This is a genomic window from Roseovarius sp. THAF8 (genome assembly GCF_009363735.1).
Taxonomy (GTDB): Bacteria; Pseudomonadota; Alphaproteobacteria; order Rhodobacterales; family Rhodobacteraceae; genus Roseovarius.
Map to the genome: position 1 here is coordinate 2535777 of NZ_CP045410.1, position 25895 is coordinate 2561671.

Consider the following 25895-nt stretch of genomic DNA (forward strand, 5'->3'; position numbering starts at 1 on the left):
CAAGACAACGATTCCCGCGCCTGTCGCGGGTCAGGGTTTAAACACTTGTTCACCATAATCAGGGAGTTTGAGCCCCGAGAGTCACCGGCACGGGCGGAGGTTGGGGCATGAGCCTTGCCAACAAACTGGCGGAGGAACGGCGCGCCAGGCTGGCCGCCGAACGTCTGCTGGAACAGAAACAGGCGGAGTTGCAGGCCGCGAACTGCAAGCTGGGCCGGCATGCCCGTGCCCTGAGCGAGGAGATCGTCGAGACCCGCGCCGAGGTGCAGACCGTGCGGGACGAGAACGCGCGAGTGAAATCAGACCTGAACATGGCCAACGAGAAGGTCGCCATCGCCGAGCGGCGGCTGTGGCACTCGATCGAGACGATCCAGGACGGGTTTGCCTTTTTCGACGCCGACAGCCGGATGATCGCCGCCAACCACGCCTGGCTGGGCGTGTTCGAGGGGCTGGAGGACGTCAAGCCCGGCATCAGCTATGTCGAGATCCTGCAATGCGTGACCGAGGAGGGGGTCGTGGATATCGGCGACGCCGACCCCGCCGCGTGGCGCGAGAAGATGCTGGACCGGTGGCAGACGGTGGCGCCCGAGCCCGAGATCGTCCGGCTGTGGAACGGGGCCTATATCAAGCTGATCGACCAGCGCGGGCCCACCGGCGACGTGGTGAGCCTGGCACTGAACATCACCGACACGATCCGGTACGAGGAACGGCTGAAAGAAGCCCGGCGCAAGGCCGAGATGGCGAGCCGGGCGAAATCGTCCTTCCTGGCCAACATGAGCCACGAAATCCGCACGCCGATGAACGGGGTTGTGGGCATGGCGGAGCTGCTGAAGGATACCGAGCTGGACGAGGAACAGCTGCTGTATGCCAACACGATCAAGAACTCGGGCGAGGCGCTGCTGGTGATCATCAACGACGTGCTGGATTATTCCAAGATCGAGGCGGAAAAGCTGGTGCTTCATGCCGAGCCGTTCGACCTGGAACGCTGCATTCACGAGCTGATCATGCTGATGCAGGTGAACGCGCGGGACAAGGGGATCGAGCTGTTGGTGGATTACGACCTGTTCCTGCCGACGCGCTTTGTGGGCGATCCGGGGCGGCTGCGGCAGATCATGACGAACCTTCTAGGCAACGCGGTGAAATTCACCGAAGAGGGGCACGTGATGGTGCGGGTCGTGGGCGTCGAATGCGCGGCCCAGGGCGCGGCGCGCCTGCATGTGACGATCGAGGACAGCGGGATCGGTATTCCCGCCGACAAGGTCCGGCACATCTTCGGCGAGTTCAACCAGGTGGACGGTGAGAGCAATCGCAAGTTCGAAGGCACGGGCCTCGGCCTCGCGATCTCTGAGAAGTTGGTAAAACTGATGGGTGGCGAGATCTGGGTCGACTCGGTGGAGGGGCAGGGCTCGACCTTCGGGTTTGCCGTGGAACTGCCGCTGGCCGAGCCGGACGCGGAACAGGACTTCAGCGTGCCCGATGGATTGCGCAAGGTGCTGATCGTCGAGACCAACGCGCTGAACCGCGCGATCCTGGAGCGGTTGTTCGCGGCGCTGGGCATCGAGGTGACATGCTGCGACAGCGGCGCGGCGGCGCTGGAGGCGACGGACGGGTCGGTCAGCTTGGTGATTACCGACCACGTCATGCCCCGGATGGACGGGATCGAACTGGCCGAGGCGCTGAAGGCGGCCGGACACGCGGCGCCGGTGCTGCTGCTGAGCGGAAACACCGGCAGCGTGGATCAGGACCCGGGTCGGATTTACGTTGACGCGGTGCTTCAGAAACCCTTCCCCCGCGCCGAGCTTTTTGCCGCCCTGACACGGCTCTCGGGCTCGCTGGCGGGGGGCGTGGCGGAACCGGACCTGCCGCAGGAGCCCAGCCGCGTGATGCGCGTGCTGGCGGCGGAGGACAACAAGACCAACCGGCTGGTCTTTTCCAAGATGGTCAAGGCGCTGGACATCGACCTGAAATTCGCCGTGAACGGCGAGGAGGCGGTGGCGTTCTACCGGTCTTTCGCGCCCGATATCGTGTTCATGGACATCTCGATGCCCGAGATGGACGGAAAGGAGGCCACCCGCGCCATTCGCGAGATCGAAGCGGATGGCGGCGTGCATGTGCCCATCGTGGCGATGACGGCGCACGCGATGGACGGAGACGAGGACGACATCCTGTCGGCGGGGATAGATCACTACCTGTCGAAGCCGCTGTCGAAACAGGTGTTGATCGACCACGTGAGCGCGGCCTGCCCAGTAGGCGTGCGCCCGCCCGAGGAGGGGCAGAGCGCGGCGTGAGCGGATAGTGGACGTGGTCGGGGCCTTGCGCTGCGACGAATGACTGGCGTTTGAGGTCTGGCAGATGATGGCTGTCAGTGAGAGGTGGCGCTGGTCCCGAGGGACGTTCGTTTTCCTTGCGGCGAAGGTCCGGTGTGAGCTTTTGCGGACACGTGTGATTTATAGTCCCGAGCGCCATTGACGGGCCGCGGCGCGGCGATCCGACGGTGGGTCGGCAGCGCTTTTTCCAGGCCAGATCCGAAACAGGGCCGAGCGAGGCACCGAACTTAACACAATCGCCGGGCCGTGGGGGCGGCCCGTCTATGGCGCGGGGCCTGCGGCCTGACTCCGCGCCGCGGCTGTGGATCGAACGTCTTTCATGTCCCGCAAAGCGAACGTTCAACGCGAACGCCCCGCGCGGAACAAGGGCGAAGCCCGCCGCGCATCGCGCCAGAGGCGCGTCACTTTATATGCGCGCCTTCGGCGCGACGGGCCGCCCCGTCACGCCAGAGGCGTGCCGCCTATAGTTGGCGCACCTTTGGTGCGACGGCACGGCGATTTGGTGGGTGAAGTGCCACGCTCTCGGGTTGGATGTGCTTGGCAGGCATAAACTGCCCATACCCATCGTCGGTTCGCCGCACCACGGCCCGTCGATGCGCGTCTCATCGCAGTCAAGACACTGGTATCGCGCACCCAGCCGGTTAACAGCCGCGAAGCGGCCCGGCCATCGTCAGCCCCTCCCACGGGCTGGCGATTTGGCTGAGGCTGGGCGCAATGATCCTTCTGAGGATGTCTTTGGCAGGCATAAAGTGCTTCAGAATTCCCGTCGGATCGCCACCCCAGGGGCTGACGATGGCCTCCGTCGTGAACGGCGGCTTCGTACCGCAAAGCGGATATTGGCCGCTTGCCAATAACAGAGGCTTTGCCCTGCGCGGAACGCCCTATTGCTCGTCGCGGATGAACGCCGGTTCGTCCTCGGTCGAGCGAGCGGCGTCATAGCGGTAGCCGCCGGAGTCGAAATCCTTGAGGGCTTCGGGATCGGTCAGGCGGTTCTGGACGATGAAGCGGGCCATGGCACCGCGGGCCTTCTTGGCGAAGAAGCTGATGACCTTGGCTTCGCCGTTCTTGGTGTCGAGGAAGGTGGGGGTGATGACCCTGAGCTTGAGCGCGTCGCGGTCCACGGCGCCGAAATATTCCTGGCTGGCGCAGTTGACCAGGACGTTGGCGTTCACGTCGTCGGCGTAGCGGTTGAGCGCCTTCGACAGGCGGTCGCCCCAATAATCGTAGAGCGATTTGCCCTTTTCGGTTTTGAGGCGGCTGCCCATCTCGAGCCTGTAGGGCTCGATATTATCCAGGGGTCGCAGGAGGCCGTAGAGACCCGAAAGGATGCGCAGGTGATCCTGCGCCCAGTCGAGTTCGTCGGTGTCGAGCGAGCCGGCCTCGAGCCCCTGGTAGGTATCGCCGGCGAAGGCGAGCGCGGCGGGTTTTTTATCCTGTTTGCCAAAGTCGCGGAAGCGGTCGGCGTTGAGTTTCGCGAGGTCGTCGGAGATGCCCATCAGCTTTTTCAGGTCGGCCTGGCTGAGGTCGCGGGCCACCTCGGCCAAGGCATGGGCGTCCTTGGCGAAGGCGGGGCCGGTGGGGTGGATCCCCTCGGCCGGGGACATGTCCATTTTCTTGGCAGGCGAGACGACGACGAGCATTTGTGACCCTTGAGAAATTAAGCTTTCCGGGGACTTAGTCCGTCGCGTGCAGGACGTCCAGAAAGGCCGGGCCGAAACGCTCGGTCCTTTTGTCGCCCAGGAGGCGTTCGAGGTCGCCGAGGTCGCGGGGTTTCGAGGCGGCGACGCGGGCCAGCAGGCTGGCGGAGCATGAAAGCGGCTTGTCTATGCCATCTTCGCCGCGTTGCAGATTGGCCTGCACTTCCATCAGGCGGTCATAGACCGTGCCGGTTTCGCGGCCCGCCAGTTTGCGGCGGGTGGGGTGCATCGCCTCGGCCTCGCCGTTGATGACCTCGAGAAAGGCTGCGCCGTATTGTTCGAGCTTCTTGGAGCCGACGCCGGAGATGCGGGCCATGTCGTCGAGTGTGCGGGGGCGGGTTTCGGCCATCTCGATCAGGGTGCGGTCGTTGAAGACGATATAGGCGGGCATTTTCGCGGCCTCGGCCAGCGCGCGGCGCTTGGCCTTGAGCGCGGACAGGAGCGGCGCGTCTTCCTCGGCGACCAGCGTCTTGGCGGCGGGGCGGCGGGACTTGGGCGCGAGGGTGTCGCGGCGCAGGGTGATCTGATCCTCGCCCTTGAGGATGGGGATGGCGCGATCGGTCATGCGCAGGGCGCCGTGGCGTTCGGGGTCGGGGCGGATGAGATCGCACCCCATCATCTGGCGGAAGATGCCCTGCCAGGTGCGGCGGTCGGTGTCGCGGCCGACGCCGAAGGTGGGCAGGCCGTCATGGCCGCGCGCCCGGATCTTGTCGGTCTCGTTGCCGGTCAGGATGTCGATCAGGTGGCCCGCGCCGAAGAATTCCTCGGTGCGCAGGATGGCCGAGAGCGCCTTGCGCACGTCCTGGGTGCCGTCAAAGGTTTCGGGCGGCGTGGCGCAGGTGTCGCAATTATCACAAGGGGCCGGATCCTCGCCGAAATAGCGCAGCAGGGCCTGGCGGCGGCAGGCATAGGTTTCGGCCAGACCAAGAAGCGCGTTCAGCCGCGCGTGATCGGCGGCGCGGCGTTCGGGCGGGGCGAGGCCCTCGTCGATTTGGGCACGGCGCAGACGGATGTCGTCGGGGCCGAAGAGCGTCAGCGTGTCGGCGGGCGCGCCATCGCGGCCCGCGCGGCCGATTTCCTGGTAATAAGCCTCGATCGACTTCGGGAGGTCGGCATGGGCGACCCAGCGGATGTCTGGCTTGTCGACGCCCATGCCGAAGGCGATGGTGGCGACCACCACCAGCCCGTCCTCGGTGCTGAAGCGGTGTTCGACATGGCGGCGGTCGTTCGGATCCATGCCGCCGTGATAGTGGCAGGCGGAATGGCCGTCCTCGCGCAGGGCTTTCGCCAGCGTTTCGGTCTTGGCGCGGGTGCCGCAATAGACGATCCCGGACTGGCCCTTGCGGGCGGCGGCGAAGCTGAGGATCTGCTGCCGGGGGCTGTCCTTGGCCGAGAAGGCGAGGGTGATATTGGGGCGGTCGAAGCCGCGAAGGAAGGTTTGCGGCTGCTGGCCCTCGAAGAGTTTCTCGACGATTTCAGCGCGGGTTTCCGCGTCGGCGGTGGCCGTGAAGGCGGCGAGCGGCACATCCAAGGCGCGGCGCAGCTCGCCGATGCGCAGGTAGTCGGGGCGGAAGTCGTGGCCCCATTGGCTGACGCAATGGGCCTCGTCAACGGCGATGAGGCTGACGCCGATGCGGCGCAGCATACCCATGGCGGAGCCGGCGGCGAGGCGTTCGGGCGCGATGTAGAGCAGTTTCAGGCGGTCTGCGTCGAGCGCGTCCCAGACGGCCTGGGTTTCTTCCTCGGTATTGCCGGAGGTGAGCGCGCCGGCCTCGACCCCCGCCGCGCGGAGGGCGCGGACCTGGTCGCGCATGAGCGCGATGAGCGGGGAGATGACGACGGTGACGCCGTCGCGCAGCAGCGCGGGCAGTTGGTAGCAAAGGGATTTGCCGCCGCCGGTGGGCATGATGGCAAGGGTGTTGACGCCTTCGGCGACGGTCTGGACGATTTCTTCCTGGCCGGGGCGGAAGGCGGAGAATCCGAAGACGTCTTGCAGCAGCGTGGCAGCGCTTTGCATGGGGAACCTGTAAGATTTTAGTTTTCTGCTCTTACAGGTGACAGTCCCACACTAAGGAATCGTAAACAAGTCCCGGATTGGGCTTTGGTTTCGGCCTAGGCCGCGCGGAGTCAAGGCCGCAGGCCGCCGCGCCATCGCGGCCCCCCTTCCCTGGGGGCGGCGATTTGGCAAGTCCTGGCGCGACGCTCGGATGTTTTTCGGGTTTGGCTTGGATAAAGTGCTGCCGATCAAGCCGTGGATCGCCACCCCGGGGGGCCGCGATGGCGCGTCTATCCGCAGTAGCCCAGGGGGCGACCGTCGCACAGAAGTTCCGGCAGGATGAAGTCGCGCAGAGAGATGAGCGCGACGAAAGCCACCAGCGGGGCAAGGTCCAAGGGACGGGTGTCGGGCAGGATGCGGCGAATGGGTTCGTAGATCGGTTCCAGCAGGCGGTTGAGGCCGTACCAGATCTGGGCCACGAATTGCTGGCTGAGGTTCAGGACCTGGAAATTGATCAGCCAGCTCATGATGATGTGGATGATCATGATGAAGAACACCACGTCCAGAATGAGCCCGATGGGACCTGCGATTGCCTGCATCTGAAAACCTCTTGCTTGCTGCGCGGCATAAAGCGTCCTGCCGTTGACCTGAGGTATCAGATAAAGGCAGGGCGCGCGCAACACTCAATTGTCGCGCCGCGCACGACCAATAGCTGCGATGCAGGCTATTGGCCGTACGCTTCAGGTAAGCGTCACGGCGGTATTCCGCAAGCTTTACGCGAGGTTGTGGTTGACGTGGCCGTGAGTTGCGTCAAGACCTCGGGCAAAAGGAGCGCCCGATGTATCCTGTCATCCGCATGTTCTGGCAGCTTTTCAAGCACCGCAATTCGCCACCCTTGGCGCCGACCGATACGCATGTCTCGCGGCATGTGTGCCTGCCGTGGGATATCGACCTCTGGATGGAGCTGAACAACGGGCGGACGCTGACACTGTATGATCTTGGGCGTATCCCGCTGGCGATGCGGGCGGGGCTGGTGAAGGTTCTGAAAAAGAACCGCTGGGGGCTGACCATGGCGGGGGCGAGCGTGCGGTATCGTCGCCGGATCCGGATGTTCGAGACGGTCGAGATGCGGTCCCGCGCGGTGTGGTGGGATGCGCGGTTCGTCTATCTGGAACAGTCGATGTGGAAGGCGGACGGCGAGTGCGCCAATCACATCGTCTATCGCTCGGCCGTGACCGGAAAGAAAGGGATCGTGCCACCCGACGAGGTGATGGCGGCGCTGGGCAAACCTGTCGAGCGGCCCGAGGCACCGGAATGGGTGACCGCGTGGATCGAGGCGGATGCCAAGCGGCCCTGGCCGCCGATCCGGGACTGACGCGGAAAGCAGAACGAAGGGCTTGCCACCGGACCCCGAACCGCGTTTGATCGCGGCCAAACGAGGGGGCACGATGGCAGAGGTTTCGGCACGCAAGCGGATCTGGGGCTGGTTCTTTTTCGACTGGGCCAGCCAGCCGTATCATACCCTGTTGGTGACATTCGTTTTCGGGCCATTCTTTGCCGCTGTCGCCTCGACCTATTTCCTGGGCACGGGGCTGGCGGAAGAGGCGGCGGATGCGCGGGCGCAGACGCTGTGGTCGTGGTGCCTGGCGCTGTCGGGGCTGGTCATCGCCTTCGGCGCGCCGATCATGGGCGCGATGGCGGATTCCGCCGGGCGGCGCATTCCGTGGATGGTTTTCTTTTCGGTGCTCTATGTCGTCGGCGCGGCGGGCCTGTGGTGGACTGCCCCGGACGGGTCGAACATGGTGCTGGCGCTTGTGCTATTCGGCATCGGTTTCATCGGGGCGGAATACGCGCTGATCTTCGTCAATTCGCAGCTGCCGTCGGTGGCGACGGCGGAAGATGTGGGATCGACCTCGGGCAGCGGGTTCGCCTTTGGCTATCTCGGCGGGCTGGTGTCGCTGGCAATCATGCTGGTGTTTTTCCAGACCATGGACGGGGGGCGCACCATCGTCGGGCTGGAGCCTGCGCTGGGGCTGGACGCCGCGCAGGACGAGGACAAGCGCATCGTCGGGCCGCTGGCGGCTGCGTGGTACGTGGTGTTCATGATCCCCTATTTCCTGTGGGTGCGCGATGCGGATACCGCGCCGAAGGGCGCGGGGTTCGTCGGGGCGATGGCGCTGTTGCGCAAGTCGGTGGCGAACCTGCCGAACCGCAAGAGCCTGCTGGCCTATCTGGGATCGTCGATGTTCTATCGCGACGCGCTGAACGGGCTTTACAGTTTCGGGGGCACCTACGCGACGCTGGTGCTGGACTGGTCGATCGTGAGGGTGGGCATTTTCGGCATCGTCAGCGCCATCGCGGCGGCGGCGTTCAGCTGGGTCGGCGGCAGGCTGGACAAGCGATACGGGCCGAAGCCGGTGATCGTGGTGGCGGTCTGGATCCTGATCGGGGTGTGCATCACCATCGTCAGCATGGACCGCACGATGTTCTTCGGCATCCCGCTGGAGGAGGGCTCGGCCCTGCCGGACATGGTGTTCTTTGGCTGCGGTATCCTGATCGGGGGCCTGGGCGGGACGCTGCAATCGGCCAGCCGGTCTTTGATGGTGCGCCATACCGACCCGGCGGTGCCCACGGAGAGCTTTGGTCTTTACGGGTTGTCGGGGCGGGCGACGGCGTTCGTTGCCCCGGCGTTGATCGGGCTGGTGACCTATATCAGCGGAAGCGCGCGAATTGGGGTCACGCCCCTTATTCTGCTTTTCCTCGTGGGGTTGATCTTGCTACGCTGGGTGCAGGCAAAAGGGGATAGTGAAACATGGTCCGTATCGTAAAGCCGGTTTTGCTGGCGCTGGTGCTGGCAGGCTGTGGCGGGTCCACGGCAGAACAGGAGAGCGTCCAGCCCGCGGTGCTGTCGACGCAGAATATCCCGGCGGACATGCGCGGGGTGCAGGCGAAACAGCTGTTCGGGGCCAAGCGGGGCGGCTCGCAGCAGGCGGCGCGGCCCTTTGGCGGCTATGCCAAGGGATGCGTGGCCGGTGGCGTGCAACTGCCCGAGACGGGGCCGACATGGCAGGCGATGCGCCTGAGCCGGAACCGCAACTGGGGCCATCCCGAGGTGATCGACTTTGTCCAGAAGCTGTCGCGCTTTGCCGCGACGCAGCCGGGATGGAAGGGGCTGTATGTCGGGGATATCAGCCAGCCGCGGGGCGGGCCGATGCTGACCGGGCATCGCAGCCACCAGATGGGGCTGGACGTGGATATCTGGCTGCGGCCGGCGAACAACCTGAACCTCAGCCGGGCGCAGCGTGAAAGCCTGTCGTCCATTTCGCTGCGGCGGGCGAACGGGGCCTACACGAACGACAATTACAATCGCACGCATCACGAGATCATGAAGGCTGCGGCGAAGGATCCTCGGGTTGCGCGGATTTTCGTTTTTCCCGGCGCCAAGGTGCGGATGTGCGAGGAAGAGACCGGCGACCGCAGCTGGCTGCGAAAGATCCGGCCCTGGTACGGGCATCACTATCATTTCCACGTGCGGCTGAAATGTCCGCGCGGCGCGAAGGGATGCGTCGACCAGGCGGCACCCCCGGCGGGCGATGGCTGTGCGGATGCGCGGCAGTGGCAGCGCAACATCCTGAACCCGCCGCCGCCCGACCCCAACGCGCCGCCGCCCAAGCCGCGCCGCGAGCTGACCATGGCGGACCTGCCGGCGCAGTGCCTGGGCGTGCTGCAATCGGAGTGAGGTCTTGCGGTTTCGCCGCAAAGTGACTAGCGCAGGCCCCTGATATGGACGCGTATCGGGGGGCTGTGCGCATGACATCCAAGATCCTTCCCGGTGTTCTGGCGATGGCGGCGATTGTCGTCGCGTCGAACATTTTGGTGCAGTTCCTGTTCGGCCAGTGGCTGACATGGGGGGCGTTCACCTATCCGCTGGCCTTTCTGGTGACGGACGTGATGAACCGGGTCTATGGCCGCGCCGCAGCGCGGCGCGTCGTGCTGGCGGGCTTTGTCGTGGGGCTGGTCTGTTCCGTCATTGGGACGCAGATTTCGGGAGAGTTCGGGCCGCTGGTGACGGTGCGGATCGCGCTGGGCTCGGCGGTGGCGTTCCTGACGGCGCAACTGCTGGATATCGCGGTGTTCGACCGGCTGCGCGGTGGGGCGTGGTGGCGCGCGCCGGTGGTGTCGTCGCTGATCGGGGGCAGCGTGGACACGGGCCTGTTCTTTACCATCGCGTTTTCCACGAGCCTGACAGTCCTGGAGCCGGGCAACGATGTGAGCTGGGCCGGCGAGGCGCTGCCGTTGTTGGGTGTGGGGCCGGTGGTGCCGCTGTGGGTGTCGCTGGCGGTGGCGGACTGGCTGGTGAAGCTGGTGCTGGCAATCTTGGCACTTGTGCCGTTTCGCATCATCGTGGGGTCACTTAGTGGCAGGACCACATGATTTTGTTTTGACAAATGCAAAATCTGTGGCAGGCTACCCTTGAGTTCAACAACTGAAAGGAGGTGATCCAGTGTCTATAAAGGGATTGGAGAGAGGTGTCGGAACAGTCAGGGAGGTTCGTGTCTGAGGCAGCCCTTGGGCATGTAAACACCCGGATTGGCAAGGACGCTTTCGCGGTGTCCAGGGTCTAACCGACCTCGCCTCCGAAATCTTTAGAAGGGCCGTTCCACGAGGTTGGGGCGGCCCTTTTGATATGAAAAGGGCGTGTCGGTATCGCGTCGGTATTTAAAGCGTTTCGCGATAAACCTGAAACGCTGCTTATCGTGAAACGCCGCGCAACATTCAAGCGTTGCACGCGTTTCGCCTTTGGCTGATTCCTCAGGTCAAAGGCGAAACGCTTTGAGTGGCATCGCGTCGGTGCTATCTGACAGGGCATCATGAAGATCAACGAACAGATCACCATCGAGGATTGGGAGCTGACCGAGCAGTTCACTCGCGCGTCCGGCCCGGGCGGGCAGAACGTGAACAAGGTGTCCTCGGCGGTGGAGTTGCGGTTCGAGGCTGAACGCTCGCCCAACCTGCCCGACTCGGTGAAGCGGCGGCTGCGGCGGTTGGCCGGGCGGCGCTGGACCAAGGACGGCGCAGTGGTGTTGCAGGTGTCCGAGGAACGCAGCCAAGCCCGCAACCGGGAGATCGCGCGGGAGCGGCTGGCGGAGTTGGTGCGGAAGGCGTGTGAAAAGCCGAAGCGGCGGATTCCGACGAAGGTGTCGAAGAACCAGAAGCGCAAACGGGTCGAGGCGAAGAAGAAGCGGGCGGAGGTGAAGGCGCTGAGGGGGAAGGTGGACGGGGTTTGATTCACCTTGCCCGGCACGCGTGGGTTTTCACCCACCCTACGCAGGCTTGACCGTGATGCCTCGCGTCGTCGCCGCCTGGAGCAGGCGGCCGATCTGGCGGGCGGTGCTGTAGAAGCCAGGGCCGGATTTCCTTGCGCGAATGTCGTGGCCGGTGAAGACGGCCAAGCCATCGGTTTGGGCGATGAGATCGAGCAGGGTGTGCTGCCGGGGCCAGCCGGGGAAGGCCTTGTGCTGCATGTCGGCGAAGCCGAGGTTGTCGAGACAGCGTGAGGCGGGGATCTCCGCATAGATTCGGGAGGCGGGGTTGGCGGGATCGAGGCTGCGGGGGCCCTCCGTTCGGACGATTTCGAACCGGGTGGCCAAGGCGGTTCGGGTCTCGGGCGTCGAGGCGTGGAAGGGGCAGGCGAAGCTGCGGGCCGGGAAGCCTGCGGCGCGGTGCTCGGCGATGGCGCGGTCGACCTCGTGTTCGAGCCAGTGGTCTAGGCCGTGGGTTGCGAGGTAGGGTTTCAGCCTTGGATGGGTGCGGGTGTGGCAGGCGATCTCGTGGCCGTCGGATTGCAGCAGGTGCAGGCCGTCGATCTGCTCCGGCGTGGCCGTGTGCAGGTGTGACACGCAGAAGGTGACGCGGGCATCGTGTCGCGCGAAGACGGGCCGGGCGGCGACCCAGTTGGCGACGAAGAGGTCGTCGAAATTCAGGCAGAGCGTACCGGGCAAGGATCATCCCCCATGCGACTAAGGTCTTGATGCGCGAGACACCCCGGCTCTGTCAATTTGCAGAGCGCATCGGTCTTGGAGGGTTTGGGGCCGTGCGGTAGGATCGGGCCAACCCAAGGAGGAGACATGTCATGCAGATGAGTGGGGAGCGCGAGATCGCGGCGGATCGGGAAACGGTCTGGGCCGCGTTGATGGAGCCGGAGGTGTTGAAGGAATGCGTACCGGGCGCGCAGGAGGTCACGGGCAACCCCCAGGACGGGTACGAGGCGACGGTGACGCAGAAGGTCGGGCCGGTGAAAGCGACGTTCAAGGGCATGGTGACGTTCAGCGAGATGACCCAGCCCGAAAGCCTGCGCCTGGAAGGCGAAGGAAAGGGCGGCGCGGCGGGCTTTGCCAAGGGCGCGGCGGACGTGCGGCTGGAGGCGGTCGAGGGCGGCACGCGGCTGAGCTATGACGTGGAGGCCAAGGTGGGCGGCAAGCTGGCGCAGCTGGGCAGCCGGATCGTCGACGGGTTTGCCAAGAAGATGGCGGACCAGTTCTTTTCCAACCTCGAGGAGGTGATCGAGGGGCCGAAGGAGGACGAGCCGGAAGAACAGGCCGAGAAGAAAGGCTGGTTGAAGCGGATGATCTCGAAGGGGTGAGCCTTCGGTTCGTGCCGGGGTGAGTGCGTCCTCGTCGGAGCCTCCGGCGGGGATATTTATGGCCAGAGGAAAAGGGGGTGCGGGGGTCGGGAGGCATCCCGCGGGACGCCTCCGGGACTACGTTAATTTCGGCGCGGGCCGCTTTGGCGGATGAGCTCGGCGATGCGGCCGCCGATGGCGTCGCTGCCCTTGGGCGAGGGGTGGATGAGGTCGACCGCGTGGTAGGTGCGGTCGCCCGGTGGGACCACGTCGCTCATCGGGATGAAATGCACGCCGCGGTCGAGCGCGGCGAGGCGGGCCATGCGGGCGTCCATTTCGCGGCCCTCGTCGACGCAGCCTTCGATGGGGGAGCGCACCCCGGGGGTGTGCAGGTAGCCCACCATCACCACGTTGGCGCCGGTCTTGCGCATCTTCGAGACGAAGCCGGGGATGACGCCGGTGGTGCCGTCGTCGGAGATCAGCCGGTCGATGCGGCGGTCGCAGAGGCCGCAGCCGCAGCCGAACAGGATGTCGTTGCCGCCGCCGTTCATCACGATCCAGTCCCAGTTGCCGGCGCGGAATTGTTTCGTGATGTTCATGCCGGCCGCGCCCGAGATGGGCAGGGAATAGAGGAAGCGGGCGCCGGAGACGGAGCGGTCGATGACCGGCTCGCCCAGGCGGCGTTCCATGGCGTGAGAGACGGATTTCCCGGCCATGCCGTGGAAGGCCATCATGGAATCGCCCATGAGAAGGATGCGGGGGTTATCGGCACGCGTCACCGTCTCGGTGCAGGCACCGAGCGCGAATATGATGAGCGGCCAGACAAAACGAGAGAGGCGTTTCATGTTTGTCCTGCGATTGTCTTGATGCGCATGGCACCATGCGCCCCCACCGCGCATAGGATTCCTGCCTGAGGCGGCGTGCGCAATGCGAAATGTGGAAACAATGCGTTTTATTCGGGGCGGCGTAGATGCGCGCGCGCAGGAATGCACAAGGGGTTGTGTTTTCGTACCGGCTTGCGCCGGGGCGCGGCCGGATTAGTTTGCCGCAAATGACAAAAGTAGGAGCGCGGGACATGGAAGCGTTTGTCGAGGTGAGCGGCCTGGAAAAGACCTTTGACGACGGGTTCCAGGCCCTGAAGGGCGTGGACCTGGAGATCCGCGAGGGCGAGATCCTGGCGCTGCTGGGGCCCAACGGCGCGGGCAAGACGACGCTGATCTCGGCGCTGTGCGGGATCACGACGCCCACGGGCGGGACGGCGCGCGTGGGCGGGCATGACATCGAGGCTGAGTACCGCGCGGCGCGCTCGCTGGTGGGGCTGGTGCCACAGGAGATCGCGCTGGAGCCGTTCGAGAAGGTGATCAACACGGTGCGGTTTTCCCGCGGGCTGTTCGGCAAGGGGCGTGACGAGGCGCTGGTGGAGAAGATCCTGCGGCAGTTGAGTCTTTGGGACAAGCGCACCAACCAGATCAAGGAATTGTCGGGCGGCATGAAGCGGCGGGTGCTGATCGCCAAGGCGCTGGTGCACGAGCCGCGCGTCCTGTTCCTGGACGAGCCCACGGCGGGCGTCGACGTGGAGCTGCGCCGCGACATGTGGGAGGTGGTCGAGGGGCTGCGGCAGGATGGCGTGACGATCATCCTGACCACCCATTACATCGAGGAGGCCGAGGCGATTGCCGACCGCGTGGCAGTGATTGCCCATGGAGAGATCCTGTTGGTCGAGGATAAGGCCGCGCTGATGCAGCGGATGGGGCGCAAGAGCCTGCGGATCGACCTTGTGGAGCCGGTGGAGAGCGTGCCCGAGAGCCTGTCGGACTACGACTTGTGGAAGAGCCCGGACGGGCAGAGCCTGACCTATACCTACGACACCAATGCCGAGCGGACCGGGATCGCACGGCTGGTGAAGGAGTTGACCGAGGCGGGGCTGGTGATCCGGGATATCCAGACCAGCCAGTCGAGCCTGGAGGAGATCTTCGTCGGGCTGGTGAAGGAGGATGCGGCATGAATTTCCTGGCCATCGGGGCGATCTACAAGTTCGAGATGCAGCGGTTCTTTCGCACGCTGTTGCAAAGCTTCGTGTCGCCGGTGATTTCGACCTCGCTCTATTTCGTGGTCTTCGGCGCGGCCATTGGCAGCCGGATCGACCAGGTGGAGGGCGTGAGCTATGGCGCGTTCATCGTGCCGGGGCTAATTATGCTGTCGGTGATCACGCAGGCGATTTCGAACGCCTCCTTCGGGATCTATTTTCCCAAGTTTATCGGCACGATCTATGAGCTGTTGTCGGCGCCGGTGAACTTCCTGGAGATCGTGATCGGCTATGTGGGGGCGGCGGCCACCAAGGCGCTGTTCATCGGGGTGGTGATCCTGGCGACCTCGGCGCTGTTCGTGGATGTGCAGATACAGCATCCGGGCGCGATGGTGGCGTTCCTGCTGTTGACCTGCATCAGTTTCGCGCTGTTCGGGTTCATCATCGGGATCTGGGCGCAGAACTTCGAGCAGTTGCAGCTGGTGCCGCTCTTGATCGTGACGCCACTGGTGTTCCTGGGGGGCTCGTTCTATTCGATCTCGATGCTGCCGCCGTTCTGGCAGACGGTGACGCTGTTCAACCCGGTGGTCTACCTGATCTCGGGGTTCCGCTGGGCGTTCTTCGGGCAGGCGGACGTGTCGATCGGGCTGAGCCTGCTGGCGATTGCGGGGTTCACGGCGCTGTGTCTGTTCCTGATCTGGCGGATCTTCAAGACGGGGTATCGGATCAAGAGTTGAGGGGGCAACGGGAGGCGCGTGGGTTTTCACCCACCCTACCACGTAGCCCCCGTGGTTCTGTGACCGGATAAGTATTCTGTCGCACCAAACGCGCTGATGGCCCGGGCCGCGGTCCGACGTCGGGCCGAGGCCCGGGCTATATCGCGGCACAGGCCGTTGCGCCGCGCGTCGTAGCGACGCCCCGGTTTTTCTCATTCATGTACTTGACCACCTTGATTGCGAGCATTGCAGCGAGCGCACCGGCTATGAGGTCGACGATATAGTGTCCACCATGCACGGGTGTGGCGGCGATCATCACAATGGAATATATCCACGCCGGAATGCTGAGCCACGACTTGCGACACGCATAGATGATCAGAATACCGGACGCCGTGTGAAAGGACGGGAACGTCGCCAGGCCTGGCAACTGGGCCGGGTCTAGAAGGACGGGTGCCGAGGGGTCGCGCAGCATTTCCATATGAGGAATGTGATAGGCGCCCGGGAGCTGGCTGAGATGTGCCAGGGTGGAAAGATCGGGGACAAGGGTGACGACTGCGGCGTTTGCCGGAAAAGCCGCGCCGATGATAATGCAGAGAACCGCGGTCAACAGGAAGGTTTCAATGAACTCGCGGGCGCGCGTGACCGAGCCGAACAGGATCAAAAGGACCAGGACCACGATGCTGAGCGGAGTCAGGGATGTGTACGAGACGTCCAGCACATCATAAAGCAGAGGGCGCGATACGACCGCATTGAAATAGGCGGCCCAGTCGAGGTGCAGTGCGCGGTCCCAACCGGCCAGAAGACCATCGGCATAGGGAAACGGCAGCATCATCGAGAGGTGGTTCAGCAGCCTAAGGTTCAGCCATGCGATATGAAGAAAGAACAGACCCTCAAATAGATAATGAATGCGCAGAAGTGCATCTTTTGGCCGGACCATTCTACTTAGGACGCGGCGGGCCGAGACGAAGACGGCCAACAGCAGGACGCCGTGAAGCAGGAACATCGGCAAGCTGTGTGTCAAAAGGTCAGCCCGGCTGAAGGTCAAAACGGCGACGTTGAATGCACACAGAAGCGCAATGCCAACATAGCTTGACCGTCGCACTAACGGAGAGATTGAAGATGTCTGCTCGCCCTGCATGGCCGGTTCTCCGTCGATTCCTGTTGTCTTTTTATTCGCAAGAAAAGAGGCGGCTTCGTGACTGCTTTGGAACTTCAGTTTGGATTGAATGTGGCTAGAGCCCCATATGCTTGCGGAATAAAGAGGGGCCAAGCAGGAGGTATCTCACGGTTGGAAAAAGCGTCGGGATGGTCGTAGGTGCGAGACCTGTTCGGGGCGCTGTGTCGGTTTCTGATCTAACGGATTTACAAGGGGGCTGACGGGTCAGGAGTTCAAGCAGGTCGTAGGAGCTGGCATCGGGCGGCGCGTGGGTTTTCACCCACCCTACGCAGGAGGGGCGCCGCCGGAAGATGGGGCGGCGGCGGCCTGACCCCGCGTCGTTTACGTGGCTTTCTTGCCTTCGGGCGGTATTGATACGTGTCGCAACCTTGTTTGTCGCGCATGGGCATTCTACATCGGCATCCATGAAGCGATTTATCCCGTTTTTGAAATCAGGCCCGTTGGTGTCGGTCGTCCGCCTGTCGGGCGCAATCGGCGCCGGGTCGAGAATGCCGTTGAGCGACGAGGCGATGGCGTCGGCCATCGAGAAGGCGTTCAAGCGGGGCAAGCCCAGGGCCGTGGCGCTGTTGATCAACAGCCCCGGCGGATCGCCGGTGCAGTCGGCGCTGATCGCGGGGCGCATCCGGCGGCTGGCCGAGGAGCACGAGGTGCCCGTCCACGCGTTTGTCGAGGACGTGGCGGCGTCGGGTGGCTATTGGCTGGCCTCGGCGGCGGATGATATCTGGGTCGACGACAATTCCATCGTGGGCAGCATCGGCGTGATTTCCGCCGGTTTCGGCGCGCATGTGTTCCTGGCGCGGCAGGGCGTCGAGCGGCGGGTGTATACCGCCGGAAAGTCGAAGAGCACACTTGACCCGTTCCAGCCCGAAAAGAAGGAAGACGTGGCGCGGCTCAAGGGCATCCTCGAAGAGATGCACGGCAATTTCATCGCGCAGATCAAGGCGCGGCGGGGCGACCGGCTGAGCGAGGCGGAAGACCTCTTTACCGGCGAGTTCTGGCTGGGAGGCCGGGGCGTCGAGCTGGGCCTTGCCGACGGGGTGGCGCACCTGGTGCCCAAGCTGAAGGAGCTCTACGGCGACAAGGTGCGGTTTGCCACCTATGGCAAGAAGAAGGGCTTTTTCCAGCGCTTCGGGGCGTCGGTGGTCGAGGATGCCTTCGCCTCGGTCGAGGAACGCGCGGCCTTTGCCCGGTTCGGCCTGTGACGTGCTGAGCAAGATCGCCCTCATATTCCTGGCCTTCATCGCCGTGCTGGCGATGTTCGGACGCCTGCGGTTTCCCGGACAGAAGAAGCTGGAGTCGGCCCGGTGCCCGCATTGCAGGCGGTTCCGCATCGGCAAGGGGCCGTGCCAGTGCCGGGAGGGCAAATCCTGATGTGGCCATGGCTGATGTCGGGGCTGGGGCTGCTGATCCTGCTTCTGGCCGGGGATGCGCTGGTGAAGGGCGCGGTGAACCTGAGCCTGCGCGTGGGCATTCCCGCGCTGATCGTCAGCTTGACCATCGTGGCCTTCGGCACCTCGGCGCCGGAACTGCTGATTTCGGTCAACGCGGTCTTGGAGAACAAGCCGGGGCTGGCGCTGGGCAACGTGATCGGGTCGAACACGGCGAACATCCTGCTGGTGCTGGGGGTGCCGGCGCTGTTGTCGGTGCTGCACACTTCGGGGTGCAACACGCGCAAGACCTATCTGTTCATGATCGGGGCGACCGTGGTGTTCATCGGCCTGGCGTTCCGGGGGGCGTTCGACATGCTGGCGGGCGTGGTCCTTCTGGCCTGCCTTGGGCTGGTGTTGGGGGATGCGTTTCGCGATGCGCGCAACCATCGGCGCGCGTGCCGGAGTGCGGAAGCGGACGACGAGGACGAGGTCGAGGGCGCGGACCCCGACATGCCGTGGTGGCAGATCTTCGTCTTTCTGGCGCTGGGGCTTGTGGGCCTGCCGCTGGGTGCGGACCTGTTGGTGGACAACGCGTCGATCATCGCGCGGGAGTTCGGCGTCAGCGACGCGGTGATCGGCCTGACGCTGGTGGCGCTGGGCACGTCGCTGCCGGAGCTGGCGACGACGGTGATGGCGGCGCTGCGCAAGCAGGCGGACGTGGCGCTGGGCAACGTCATCGGGTCGAACATGTTCAACCTGCTGGCCATCATCGGCATCACGTCCTTTGTCGGCACCATCCCGGTGGACCCGGAGTTTCTGGAGTTCGACCTGTGGGTGATGCTGGGCGCGTCGCTGCTGCTGATCCCGTTCGTGTTCCTGGGCCGGGATATCAACCGGCTGTGGGGCATCGCCTTGACCGTTCTCTACGTGATCTATGTGTTGGTCGTGTTGAGCTGAACGGAGCCCCTGCATGACCGAAGACACCGACAGCCGCCGCGCCCTCGTGACCGGGGGCGGCAAGCGCCTTGGGCGGGCGATGGCGCTGTTCCTGGCGGCGCGCGGCTATGACGTGGCGGTGCATTACGGCGGGTCGTCCGATGCCGCCGCGGAGACGGCGGGCGATATCGAGGCCAAGGGGCGAAGGGCCGTCACCGTGCAGGCGGACCTGCTGGACGAGGGCGCGGTGCAGGCGCTGGTGCCCGAGGCGGCCGCACGGCTGGGCGGGCCGGTGCATGTTCTGGTGAACAACGCGTCGATCTTCGAGGACGAGACATATCAGACGGCGACCCGGCAAAGCTGGGACCGGCACATGGAATCGAACCTGCGCGCGCCCTTTGCGCTGACGCAAGGTTTGGCGGCGCAGGTGCCGGAGCCGGTGAAGGACGCCAATGGCGAGCCGGTGGCGCAGGGGCTGGTGGTGAACATGATTGACCAGCGGGTGCGCAAGCTGACGCCGAATTTCGCCAGCTACACGATTGCCAAGTCGGGTCTGTGGACCATGACGCGCACCGCCGCGCAGGCGCTGGCGCCGCGCGTGCGGGTGAACGGGATCGGGCCGGGGCCGACGCTGAAGAGCACCGAGCAGAGCGAGGAGCAGTTCTTTGACCAGCGGGCGCGGACGATACTGAAGCGGGGCGTGAACCCCGAGGATATCACCGCCGCGCTGGGCTATTTCCTGGAGGCGAAGGCGGTGACCGGGCAGCTGATCTGTGTCGATGGCGGGCAGCATCTGGCATGGCAGACGCCGGATGTTCTGGGGGTTGATGTATAGACGTCGGGTCAACTTGTTCATGGGTCACCGGGGCGTTGCCGAAGCGTTACAAAATTTTTAATGTTTTCATATATTTGGGATACCACGGATTTTTAATCATTTGAAATCAATAAGTTAAGTTTGTGCTTAATTTTTGGGCAATCTAACGAAGCAGGCTGAATACAACGAAAAAATCCCGGTAACCGAAACTTGTCCGCAGAGTTATCCACACGATCCGTGGAGATGTTTCCTATTGCGGCGTGTGTGCTAATCATTGCAGCCCACGGGCAGAATCAAACGTTAACGAATGATTAACAACACGAACAGCGACTCGGACGGCGATGCCGCCCCGGAAACCGGGCACAAGGTGATCCAGTCCTACCTGAAAACCCTGGACGGTTCGCCCGGGGTCTATCGTATGCTGGGGGCGCAATCCCAGGTTCTGTATGTCGGCAAGGCGCGGAACCTGAAGGCGCGTGTGTCGAGCTATTCGCGGCCCACGGGCCACACGCCGCGGATCGCGCGGATGATCGCGGAAACCGCGTCGATGATGTTCCTGACCACGGCGACCGAGACCGAGGCGCTGCTGCTGGAACAGAACCTGATCAAGCAGTTGAAGCCGCGCTACAACGTGCTGTTGCGCGACGACAAGTCGTTCCCGAATATCCTGGTGACGGGCCACGACTTTCCGATGATCAAGAAGCATCGCGGCGCGAAGAAGGAGAAGGGGCAGTATTACGGCCCGTTCGCCAGCGCGGGGGCGGTGAACCGGACGCTGGGGCAGTTGCAGCGGGTGTTCCAGCTGCGAAACTGCAGCGACACGCAGTTCGAGAGCCGCACGCGACCTTGCCTGCAATATCAGATCAAGCGCTGCACGGCGCCTTGCGTGGGGTATATCTCGAAACAGGAGTATGCCGCGCAGGTGAAGGATGCACAGCGGTACCTTTCGGGGCGCTCGACCGAGATACAGGAGAAGCTGGCCGCCGACATGCAGGAGGCCAGCGCGGCGATGGAGTTCGAGCGCGCCGCCGCGTTGCGCGACCGGATCAAGGCGCTGACCCAAGTGCAGACCGCGCAGGGGATCAACCCGCGCACGGTGGGCGAGGCGGACCTCGTGGCACTGCACCTGGAGAAGGGGCAGGCCTGTGTGCAGGTGTTTTTCATCCGCGCCGGTCAGAACTGGGGCAACAAGGATTTCTATCCGCGCGTCGGCGCGGACGTGGCCGAGGCCGAGGTGCTGGAGGCGTTTCTGGGCCAGTTCTATGACACGAAGGACCCCGCACGGCAGATCATCCTGAGCCACGAGATCGAAAACCCCGACCTGATGGCCGAGGCCTTGACCGGCAAGCTGGGGCGCAAGGTGGCATTGCTGGTGCCGCAGAAGGGCGAGAAGGCTGAGCTGGTCGAGGCCGCACTGCGGAATGCGCGGGAGAGCCTGGCGCGGAAGATGAGCGAGAGTGCGACGCAAGCCAAGCTGCTGAAGGGCGTGGCGGAGGCGTTCGACCTGCCGGCCCCGCCGGAGCGGATCGAGGTTTACGACAACAGCCACATCCAGGGGGCGCACGCGGTGGGCGCGATGATCGTGGCGGGGCCCGAGGGGCTGATGAAGAACCAGTATCGCAAGTTCAACATCCGCGGCGACGAGCTGACCCCCGGGGACGATTTCGGGATGATGAAGGAGGTCCTGACGCGGCGGCTGAAGCGGCTGATCAAGGAGGACCCGGACCGCGACAAGGGGCTGTGGCCGGACCTGCTGCTCATTGACGGCGGGCAGGGGCAGGTGAGTGCGGTGCATTCGATCATGCAGGAGATGGGCGTGCGCGACCTGCCGATGGTGGGCGTGGCCAAGGGGCTGGACCGGGACGCCGGCAAGGAAGAGTTCCACCGGATGGGCAAGCGGCCTATGGCGCTGCGGCACAACGATCCGGTGCTGTATTTCATCCAGCGGCTGCGCGACGAGGCGCACAGGTTCGCCATCGGCACGCACCGGGCCAAGCGCACCAAGGCGGTGAGTGCCTCGCCGCTGGACGAGATCGCGGGGGTCGGCGCGGCCCGCAAGCGGGCGCTTCTGGCGCATTTCGGGTCCGCGAAGGCGGTGAGCCGCGCGAACCTTGCGGATCTGAAGGCGGTCGAGGGCGTGTCGGCGGCGCTGGCGCAGAAGGTCTATGACCATTTCCACGAGAAGGGCTGAGGGGCTGGCGGGAAGCGAGGGGCCAGCCCCTCGCGCCGCAGGTTTGATGCGAGGGGCCAGCCCCTCGCGCTACAGGTTTTATGCGAGGGGCCAGCCCCTCGCGCTCCCCGGAGTATTTACCGCAAGAAAAAGCACGGCGCCCGGTTGTGGGATTCGGGGCTTTCGGACGGGGGCGGTTCGCACTAGATACAATCGCATGACGTGGAATATTCCCAACGTGTTGACCGTGCTGAGGCTGCTGGCGGCGCCGGCGGTGGCGGTGATGTTTCTGTACTTTCACCGGCCCTGGGCGGATTGGTTCGCGCTGGTGCTGTTCGTCAGTGCGGCGGTGACCGACTGGTTCGACGGCTATCTGGCGCGGTTGTGGAAGCAGACCACCAAGCTGGGCACGATGCTGGACCCGATCGCCGACAAGGCGATGGTGGTGATCGCGCTGGCGGTGATCCTGGGCTATTCGTCGATGTCGCCGTGGTTGGTGCTGCCGGCGACGATGATCCTGTTTCGCGAAGTGTTCGTGTCGGGCCTGCGGGAATACCTGGGCGACACGGCGGGGACGCTGAAAGTCACCAAGCTGGCCAAGTGGAAGACAACGTTGCAGATGGTGGCGATTGCGGTGCTGTTCGCGCAGGGCGTTTTCGAGCATTATTTCGGCATGTCCAGCATGGGCATGGACGAGGCGCTGGTGGCCGATGTTCTGGCGGGCCGCGAAGAGGACCTGATGGGCCTGCGCTGGAAGTTTCAGGGCATGGTGATCGCGTCGCACGCGGGGCTGTGGCTCCTCTGGATCGCGGCGGCGCTGACGCTGATCACGGGTGTCGATTACTTCCGCAAGGCGACGCCCTATCTGAGGGATTGAGCGATGGACGTTTTGTATTTCGCATGGGTCCGTGAACGGATCGGGCGGCCCAAGGACAAGGTTGAGACCGGCGCCGAGACGGTGCGCGAACTGGTCGAGGAACTGCGGGCGCGCGAGGAAAGGTACGAGGCCGCGTTTGCCGATCTGGGCGCGCTGCGCGTGGCGGTGGACCAGGAACTGGCGGATTTCGATGCGCCGCTGGAAGGCGTGCGCGAGGTGGCGTTCTTTCCGCCGATGACGGGAGGCTGAGACCTTGGATATCCGGGTGCAGGACGCGGCGTTCGATCTGGGCGCAGAGGTGAATGCCTTTGCCGCGCGGCAGACGGGCATGGGCGCGGTCGTGAGCTTTACCGGGATCGTGCGGGATATCGCGCCGGGGCTGGAGGCGATGCAGATCGAGCATTACCCCGGCATGACGGAAAAGGCGCTGACCGGGATCGCCGAGGAGGCGCGGACGCGCTGGAACCTGGGGGATGTGCTGGTGATTCACCGCCATGGCGCGTTGAAACCGGACGAGATGATCATGATGGTGGCCACGTCCTCGCCGCATCGGGCCGATGCGTTCCAGGCGGCGGAGTTCCTGATGGATTACCTGAAGTCGCGCGCGCCGTTCTGGAAGAAGGAAGTGACGCGCGACGGGGCCGATTGGGTAGAAGCCAAGGACGAAGACGAGGACGCGCTGGGCCGCTGGTGACGCAAGGTTCTCGTTGACCGGGGCAGGCCCTGCGTGGAGAGCTTTGCGCATCATACGTGAAAGGCGCGTCATTCCATGAACGAGATCATCGAGAGCTATGTCGAGACGCTGGACCCCAAGGCGAAGGGGGCCATTCGCGGCACCGCGAAGCTGGTGATCGAGGGCGCGGGCAGCGTGATGCTGGACGAGACGGGCGCGCGCGCGGGCGACGAGGCGGCCGACGTGGTGCTGATGGCCAGCGACGCGGTCTTTCGCAACATTCTGTCGGGCGAGCAGAACCCGGTGATGGCTTATATGTCGGGCAAACTGAAGGTCGAGGGAAACGCACAGCGGGCGCTGAAGGTGAGCGGGATCCTGACCGGGTAGGTGATGGTCCGAAAATGACGCGAGCGGCGGACCCGCTGGCCCTGGGACCGGGCCGGAGCCGCGCGGCATTTCCGACGAGTCGTGACAAATTTGTAAACCGTGCTAGCATTTACCTCTCTGGAGGGAGTTTATGCGATGGCAGTACCGGCACAGGTGACCTGGGCGAAGACGTCGGCGGAACCGGGGGCGGATATCCGGCAACTCGGTGGATACGTGAAGAAATTCTTTGGCAAGTCGCCGTGGCAACTGAGGCCCGAAGACGCGATTGCGAGTATCGAGCATGACGAGTGGCGCTTTTACGTCGAGCTGGATGGCGAGAAGGTCTGGCTGGAGGTCGAGGAAGACCCGGGCGGACAGAAACGCCTGAGCCTGTCGGGCGAAGTTCTGGCCGAAGAGGTATTCGGATCGCTGCCGGACACGCCGACGCAATAGCCATCGGGGCTTCTGCCGGCGCGGCCTGCGGTTGCAGACCCTGCCGCGCTTGACCGGGTCCGGTGAACCGGCGTTGACGCAGCGCGGGACGCGTCCGAGGACCTTGGGGGGAGTCTTGCGGCATACACGTCCATCAGCGCCCTTGTCCGGCCGGTCGGGATCGACTGTTCGTGAGCATTTGGGCACTGCGGGCAAGCGCACCTCGTGCCGAGGCCCCGGGCGGCCTTGCAGTGGTGGCCTATAGGGCTAAGTGACATCCGGTCTTACGTGACGATTCCAAACGATTAAAAGCGCCCATGGACTCGGATTCCTTCTTCGCCTTGGACCCCTATCACATCGCGCTGGCCGTGATCGGCTTGATCGTCATCAGCGCGCAATGGCTGCCGCGGCTTGTGTCTCGCGCAGAGCCGGTCTTTGCGCCGCTGATGATCCTGTTCGGGGCCGGGGCCGCGATGCTGATACCCGCCGCGGCCTTCATGCCCGACCCGCGCGAAGCGCCGCTGCTTTGGGAGAGGATGAGCGAACTGGCCGTGATCGTGGCGCTGTTCGGGACGGGGATGCGGATCGACACGATCAGCCCCTGGCGCAAATGGAGCCCGACGGCGCGGATGCTGGGCATTGCCATGCCGTTGACCATCGCCGCCGTGGCACTGCTTGGCGTCAGCCTGGAGGGCCTGACCGTGGCCGGGGCCATTCTGCTGGGGGCGGTCATCGCGCCCACCGATCCGGTGCTGGCGGCCGATGTGCAGGTCGGCCCGCCACAGGAAGGCCGGGAGCATCCCGTGCGCTTTACCCTGACGACCGAGGCGGGGCTGAACGACGGGCTGGCGTTTCCGTTTGTTTATCTGGGCCTGGTCGTGGCCGCCGAGGGCCTGAACCCGAGCGCATGGGCGCTGGACTGGCTGGTCTGGGACGTGGTCTATCGCATCGCTGTCGGAACCGTTGCCGGATGGGCCGGCGGACGCGTTCTTGCGTTCGTGCTGTTCTCGGTGCCGCGGAACGCGCCGCTGGCCGACACGGGATCGGGGGTGCTGGCCCTGGCCGGGGTGCTGTTGTGCTATGGGTCGACGGAATTGCTGGAAGGCTACGGGTTCATCGCCGTCGCCGCGATGGGGCTGACCCTGCGGCGAGAGGAAAAGGACCACCGGTTTCACCGGCGCCTGCATGATTTCACGGAATCGATCGAACACGCGCTGACCGCGCTGTTGCTGGTCGCGCTGGGGTCGGTCCTGCCGCTGGTGCTGGCCGACCTGACGTGGCGCCATGTGGTCATCGCGCTGGTCCTGATCCTGATCATCCGGCCCGTGTCGGGGTGGCTGAGCCTGATAGGGTCGCATATGCCGCACCGGGACCGGGCGGTGGTGGCCGTCTACGGGGTGCGCGGGATCGGCTCGATCTATTACCTGTGCTACGCGATGACCCACATGGATTTCGTGAACGAGCGCGAGCTTTGGTCGCTGGTCGGGCTGGTCATCCTGCTGTCCACGATCCTGCATGGCTTCAGCGTCAACTGGGCGATGCGCCGGATCGAGGATTGACGGCCCGGGCGGCGAAAGATCGGGCCGGGACATCGCGGCTTTCAATTGACGCAAATCTGCTGTATGGGCGCACTCATCTGAAACGTGACGCCTTAGACCCCGGCGCATGAGATGATGGAGGGGTCGGTGGCAATGGG

Annotated in this window: 26 protein-coding genes; 20 read left to right on the top strand and 6 right to left on the bottom strand. The window is 64.5% G+C overall.

Translation table 11 applies throughout. From position 1 onward, the window contains the following. Nucleotides 1–107: 107 nt before the first annotated feature. Nucleotides 108–2288: a response regulator gene (locus tag FIU85_RS12395; protein WP_152497103.1), complete on the top strand. Its 2181-nt coding sequence runs from the start codon at nucleotides 108–110 to the stop codon at nucleotides 2286–2288. Nucleotides 2289–3208: 920 nt separating this feature from the next. On the opposite strand, the gene yaaA is transcribed toward FIU85_RS12395, so the two are convergent. The 3 genes from yaaA to FIU85_RS12410 all read right to left on the bottom strand — a co-directional run bounded on the left by yaaA (nucleotide 3209) and on the right by FIU85_RS12410 (nucleotide 6619). Next, a complete protein-coding gene (gene yaaA / locus FIU85_RS12400) occupies nucleotides 3209–3967 on the bottom strand; it encodes a peroxide stress protein YaaA (protein WP_152497104.1) in 759 nt (252 codons plus the stop codon). Between the two features lie 34 nt (nucleotides 3968–4001). After that, on the bottom strand, nucleotides 4002–6041 hold the full coding sequence (gene recQ / locus FIU85_RS12405) for a DNA helicase RecQ (RefSeq protein ID WP_152497105.1): 2040 nt from the start codon (nucleotides 6039–6041) through the stop codon (nucleotides 4002–4004). 269 nt (nucleotides 6042–6310) lie between these two features. Next, nucleotides 6311–6619 (bottom strand): YggT family protein, encoded by a 309-nt coding sequence (locus FIU85_RS12410; RefSeq protein WP_152497106.1) that lies wholly within the window; start codon nucleotides 6617–6619, stop codon nucleotides 6311–6313. 239 nt (nucleotides 6620–6858) lie between these two features. On the opposite strand from FIU85_RS12410, the gene FIU85_RS12415 reads away from it, so the two are divergent. The 5 genes from FIU85_RS12415 (at nucleotide 6859) to arfB (ending at nucleotide 11308) form a co-directional block, all read left to right on the top strand. After that, a complete protein-coding gene (locus tag FIU85_RS12415; RefSeq protein ID WP_152497107.1) occupies nucleotides 6859–7395 on the top strand; it encodes an acyl-CoA thioesterase in 537 nt (178 codons plus the stop codon). Between the two features lie 73 nt (nucleotides 7396–7468). Next, a complete protein-coding gene (locus tag FIU85_RS12420) occupies nucleotides 7469–8848 on the top strand; it encodes an MFS transporter (protein ID WP_152497108.1) in 1380 nt (459 codons plus the stop codon). Continuing rightward, entirely contained in the window at nucleotides 8833–9759 is a 927-nt protein-coding gene (gene mepA, locus FIU85_RS12425) for a penicillin-insensitive murein endopeptidase (protein WP_152497109.1), read from the top strand. Before FIU85_RS12420 ends, mepA begins: the two co-directional genes overlap by 16 nt. A 71-nt stretch (nucleotides 9760–9830) precedes the next feature. Beyond that, entirely contained in the window at nucleotides 9831–10454 is a 624-nt protein-coding gene (locus FIU85_RS12430; RefSeq protein WP_152497110.1) for a queuosine precursor transporter, read from the top strand. Nucleotides 10455–10888: 434 nt separating this feature from the next. Next, a complete protein-coding gene (gene arfB, locus FIU85_RS12435) occupies nucleotides 10889–11308 on the top strand; it encodes an alternative ribosome rescue aminoacyl-tRNA hydrolase ArfB (RefSeq protein ID WP_152497111.1) in 420 nt (139 codons plus the stop codon). Between the two features lie 36 nt (nucleotides 11309–11344). Here arfB and FIU85_RS12440 read toward each other — a convergent pair whose 3' ends face one another. Then, complete coding sequence (locus tag FIU85_RS12440; protein WP_152497112.1) at nucleotides 11345–12022, bottom strand: polysaccharide deacetylase family protein; 678 nt, start codon at nucleotides 12020–12022, stop codon at nucleotides 11345–11347. A 131-nt stretch (nucleotides 12023–12153) separates the two neighbouring features. Here FIU85_RS12440 and FIU85_RS12445 point away from each other — a divergent pair, with 131 nt between their 5' ends. Next, a complete protein-coding gene (locus FIU85_RS12445; protein ID WP_152497113.1) occupies nucleotides 12154–12663 on the top strand; it encodes a CoxG family protein in 510 nt (169 codons plus the stop codon). Nucleotides 12664–12785: 122 nt separating this feature from the next. Here FIU85_RS12445 and FIU85_RS12450 read toward each other — a convergent pair whose 3' ends face one another. Beyond that, entirely contained in the window at nucleotides 12786–13487 is a 702-nt protein-coding gene (locus tag FIU85_RS12450) for an SGNH/GDSL hydrolase family protein (RefSeq protein ID WP_254702894.1), read from the bottom strand. Nucleotides 13488–13717: 230 nt separating this feature from the next. Here FIU85_RS12450 and FIU85_RS12455 point away from each other — a divergent pair, with 230 nt between their 5' ends. Together FIU85_RS12455 and FIU85_RS12460 are read left to right on the top strand one after the other, a co-directional pair. Next, nucleotides 13718–14647, top strand: a complete 930-nt coding sequence (locus FIU85_RS12455; RefSeq protein WP_152497114.1) for an ABC transporter ATP-binding protein — start codon at nucleotides 13718–13720, stop codon at nucleotides 14645–14647. Further along, nucleotides 14644–15405, top strand: a complete 762-nt coding sequence (locus tag FIU85_RS12460; RefSeq protein ID WP_152494101.1) for an ABC transporter permease — start codon at nucleotides 14644–14646, stop codon at nucleotides 15403–15405. Before FIU85_RS12455 ends, FIU85_RS12460 begins: the two co-directional genes overlap by 4 nt. Nucleotides 15406–15541: 136 nt before the next feature. Here FIU85_RS12460 and FIU85_RS12465 read toward each other — a convergent pair whose 3' ends face one another. Next, the gene (locus tag FIU85_RS12465) at nucleotides 15542–16387 is read right to left on the bottom strand and encodes a phosphatase PAP2 family protein (protein ID WP_172978879.1); all 846 of its coding nucleotides are present in this window, start codon (nucleotides 16385–16387) and stop codon (nucleotides 15542–15544) included. A gap of 578 nt (nucleotides 16388–16965) precedes the next feature. Between FIU85_RS12465 and FIU85_RS12470 the strand changes: the two genes are divergently transcribed. The 11 genes from FIU85_RS12470 (at nucleotide 16966) to FIU85_RS12520 (ending at nucleotide 25758) form a co-directional block, all read left to right on the top strand. Continuing rightward, complete coding sequence (locus FIU85_RS12470; protein ID WP_152497116.1) at nucleotides 16966–17763, top strand: S49 family peptidase; 798 nt, start codon at nucleotides 16966–16968, stop codon at nucleotides 17761–17763. 1 nt (nucleotide 17764) lies between these two features. Further along, nucleotides 17765–17932, top strand: coding sequence for a hypothetical protein (locus FIU85_RS12475; protein WP_172978171.1), 168 nt, complete (start codon nucleotides 17765–17767; stop codon nucleotides 17930–17932). Next, complete coding sequence (locus FIU85_RS12480) at nucleotides 17932–18888, top strand: calcium/sodium antiporter (protein ID WP_152494097.1); 957 nt, start codon at nucleotides 17932–17934, stop codon at nucleotides 18886–18888. Before FIU85_RS12475 ends, FIU85_RS12480 begins: the two co-directional genes overlap by 1 nt. Nucleotides 18889–18901: 13 nt before the next feature. After that, nucleotides 18902–19702, top strand: a complete 801-nt coding sequence (locus FIU85_RS12485; RefSeq protein ID WP_152494096.1) for an SDR family oxidoreductase — start codon at nucleotides 18902–18904, stop codon at nucleotides 19700–19702. Between the two features lie 286 nt (nucleotides 19703–19988). Then, nucleotides 19989–21872, top strand: coding sequence for an excinuclease ABC subunit UvrC (gene uvrC / locus FIU85_RS12490; RefSeq protein ID WP_152497117.1), 1884 nt, complete (start codon nucleotides 19989–19991; stop codon nucleotides 21870–21872). A 196-nt stretch (nucleotides 21873–22068) separates the two neighbouring features. Further along, on the top strand, nucleotides 22069–22728 hold the full coding sequence (gene pgsA / locus FIU85_RS12495) for a CDP-diacylglycerol--glycerol-3-phosphate 3-phosphatidyltransferase (protein ID WP_152494094.1): 660 nt from the start codon (nucleotides 22069–22071) through the stop codon (nucleotides 22726–22728). A 3-nt stretch (nucleotides 22729–22731) separates the two neighbouring features. After that, nucleotides 22732–22977 carry a molybdopterin converting factor subunit 1 gene (moaD, locus tag FIU85_RS12500; protein ID WP_152497118.1) on the top strand — a complete coding sequence of 82 codons (246 nt, stop codon included), beginning with the start codon at nucleotides 22732–22734 and terminating at the stop codon, nucleotides 22975–22977. Nucleotides 22978–22981: 4 nt separating this feature from the next. Further along, entirely contained in the window at nucleotides 22982–23422 is a 441-nt protein-coding gene (locus FIU85_RS12505; protein ID WP_152497119.1) for a molybdenum cofactor biosynthesis protein MoaE, read from the top strand. A gap of 75 nt (nucleotides 23423–23497) precedes the next feature. Then, entirely contained in the window at nucleotides 23498–23788 is a 291-nt protein-coding gene (locus FIU85_RS12510) for an SCP2 sterol-binding domain-containing protein (protein ID WP_152494091.1), read from the top strand. A gap of 135 nt (nucleotides 23789–23923) precedes the next feature. Further along, nucleotides 23924–24220, top strand: a complete 297-nt coding sequence (locus FIU85_RS12515; protein WP_152494090.1) for a hypothetical protein — start codon at nucleotides 23924–23926, stop codon at nucleotides 24218–24220. A gap of 296 nt (nucleotides 24221–24516) precedes the next feature. Then, nucleotides 24517–25758 carry a sodium:proton antiporter gene (locus tag FIU85_RS12520; RefSeq protein ID WP_057791744.1) on the top strand — a complete coding sequence of 414 codons (1242 nt, stop codon included), beginning with the start codon at nucleotides 24517–24519 and terminating at the stop codon, nucleotides 25756–25758. Nucleotides 25759–25895 lie beyond the last annotated feature (137 nt).

What these genes read in the sequence shown, in the direction of transcription:
- FIU85_RS12395 (WP_152497103.1), top strand. Translation starts at nt 108, where the DNA reads ATGAGCCTTGCCAACAAACTGGCGGAGGAACGGCGCGCCAGGCTGGCC.
- yaaA (WP_152497104.1), bottom strand. Translation starts at nt 3,967, where the DNA reads ATGCTCGTCGTCGTCTCGCCTGCCAAGAAAATGGACATGTCCCCGGCC.
- recQ (WP_152497105.1), bottom strand. Translation starts at nt 6,041, where the DNA reads ATGCAAAGCGCTGCCACGCTGCTGCAAGACGTCTTCGGATTCTCCGCC.
- FIU85_RS12410 (WP_152497106.1), bottom strand. Translation starts at nt 6,619, where the DNA reads ATGCAGGCAATCGCAGGTCCCATCGGGCTCATTCTGGACGTGGTGTTC.
- FIU85_RS12415 (WP_152497107.1), top strand. Translation starts at nt 6,859, where the DNA reads ATGTATCCTGTCATCCGCATGTTCTGGCAGCTTTTCAAGCACCGCAAT.
- FIU85_RS12420 (WP_152497108.1), top strand. Translation starts at nt 7,469, where the DNA reads ATGGCAGAGGTTTCGGCACGCAAGCGGATCTGGGGCTGGTTCTTTTTC.
- mepA (WP_152497109.1), top strand. Translation starts at nt 8,833, where the DNA reads ATGGTCCGTATCGTAAAGCCGGTTTTGCTGGCGCTGGTGCTGGCAGGC.
- FIU85_RS12430 (WP_152497110.1), top strand. Translation starts at nt 9,831, where the DNA reads ATGACATCCAAGATCCTTCCCGGTGTTCTGGCGATGGCGGCGATTGTC.
- FIU85_RS12445 (WP_152497113.1), top strand. Translation starts at nt 12,154, where the DNA reads ATGCAGATGAGTGGGGAGCGCGAGATCGCGGCGGATCGGGAAACGGTC.
- FIU85_RS12450 (WP_254702894.1), bottom strand. Translation starts at nt 13,487, where the DNA reads ATGAAACGCCTCTCTCGTTTTGTCTGGCCGCTCATCATATTCGCGCTC.
- FIU85_RS12455 (WP_152497114.1), top strand. Translation starts at nt 13,718, where the DNA reads ATGGAAGCGTTTGTCGAGGTGAGCGGCCTGGAAAAGACCTTTGACGAC.
- FIU85_RS12460 (WP_152494101.1), top strand. Translation starts at nt 14,644, where the DNA reads ATGAATTTCCTGGCCATCGGGGCGATCTACAAGTTCGAGATGCAGCGG.
- FIU85_RS12465 (WP_172978879.1), bottom strand. Translation starts at nt 16,387, where the DNA reads ATGTTCCTGCTTCACGGCGTCCTGCTGTTGGCCGTCTTCGTCTCGGCC.
- FIU85_RS12470 (WP_152497116.1), top strand. Translation starts at nt 16,966, where the DNA reads ATGAAGCGATTTATCCCGTTTTTGAAATCAGGCCCGTTGGTGTCGGTC.
- FIU85_RS12480 (WP_152494097.1), top strand. Translation starts at nt 17,932, where the DNA reads ATGTGGCCATGGCTGATGTCGGGGCTGGGGCTGCTGATCCTGCTTCTG.
- FIU85_RS12485 (WP_152494096.1), top strand. Translation starts at nt 18,902, where the DNA reads ATGACCGAAGACACCGACAGCCGCCGCGCCCTCGTGACCGGGGGCGGC.
- uvrC (WP_152497117.1), top strand. Translation starts at nt 19,989, where the DNA reads ATGATTAACAACACGAACAGCGACTCGGACGGCGATGCCGCCCCGGAA.
- pgsA (WP_152494094.1), top strand. Translation starts at nt 22,069, where the DNA reads ATGACGTGGAATATTCCCAACGTGTTGACCGTGCTGAGGCTGCTGGCG.
- moaD (WP_152497118.1), top strand. Translation starts at nt 22,732, where the DNA reads ATGGACGTTTTGTATTTCGCATGGGTCCGTGAACGGATCGGGCGGCCC.
- FIU85_RS12510 (WP_152494091.1), top strand. Translation starts at nt 23,498, where the DNA reads ATGAACGAGATCATCGAGAGCTATGTCGAGACGCTGGACCCCAAGGCG.
- FIU85_RS12515 (WP_152494090.1), top strand. Translation starts at nt 23,924, where the DNA reads ATGGCAGTACCGGCACAGGTGACCTGGGCGAAGACGTCGGCGGAACCG.
- FIU85_RS12520 (WP_057791744.1), top strand. Translation starts at nt 24,517, where the DNA reads ATGGACTCGGATTCCTTCTTCGCCTTGGACCCCTATCACATCGCGCTG.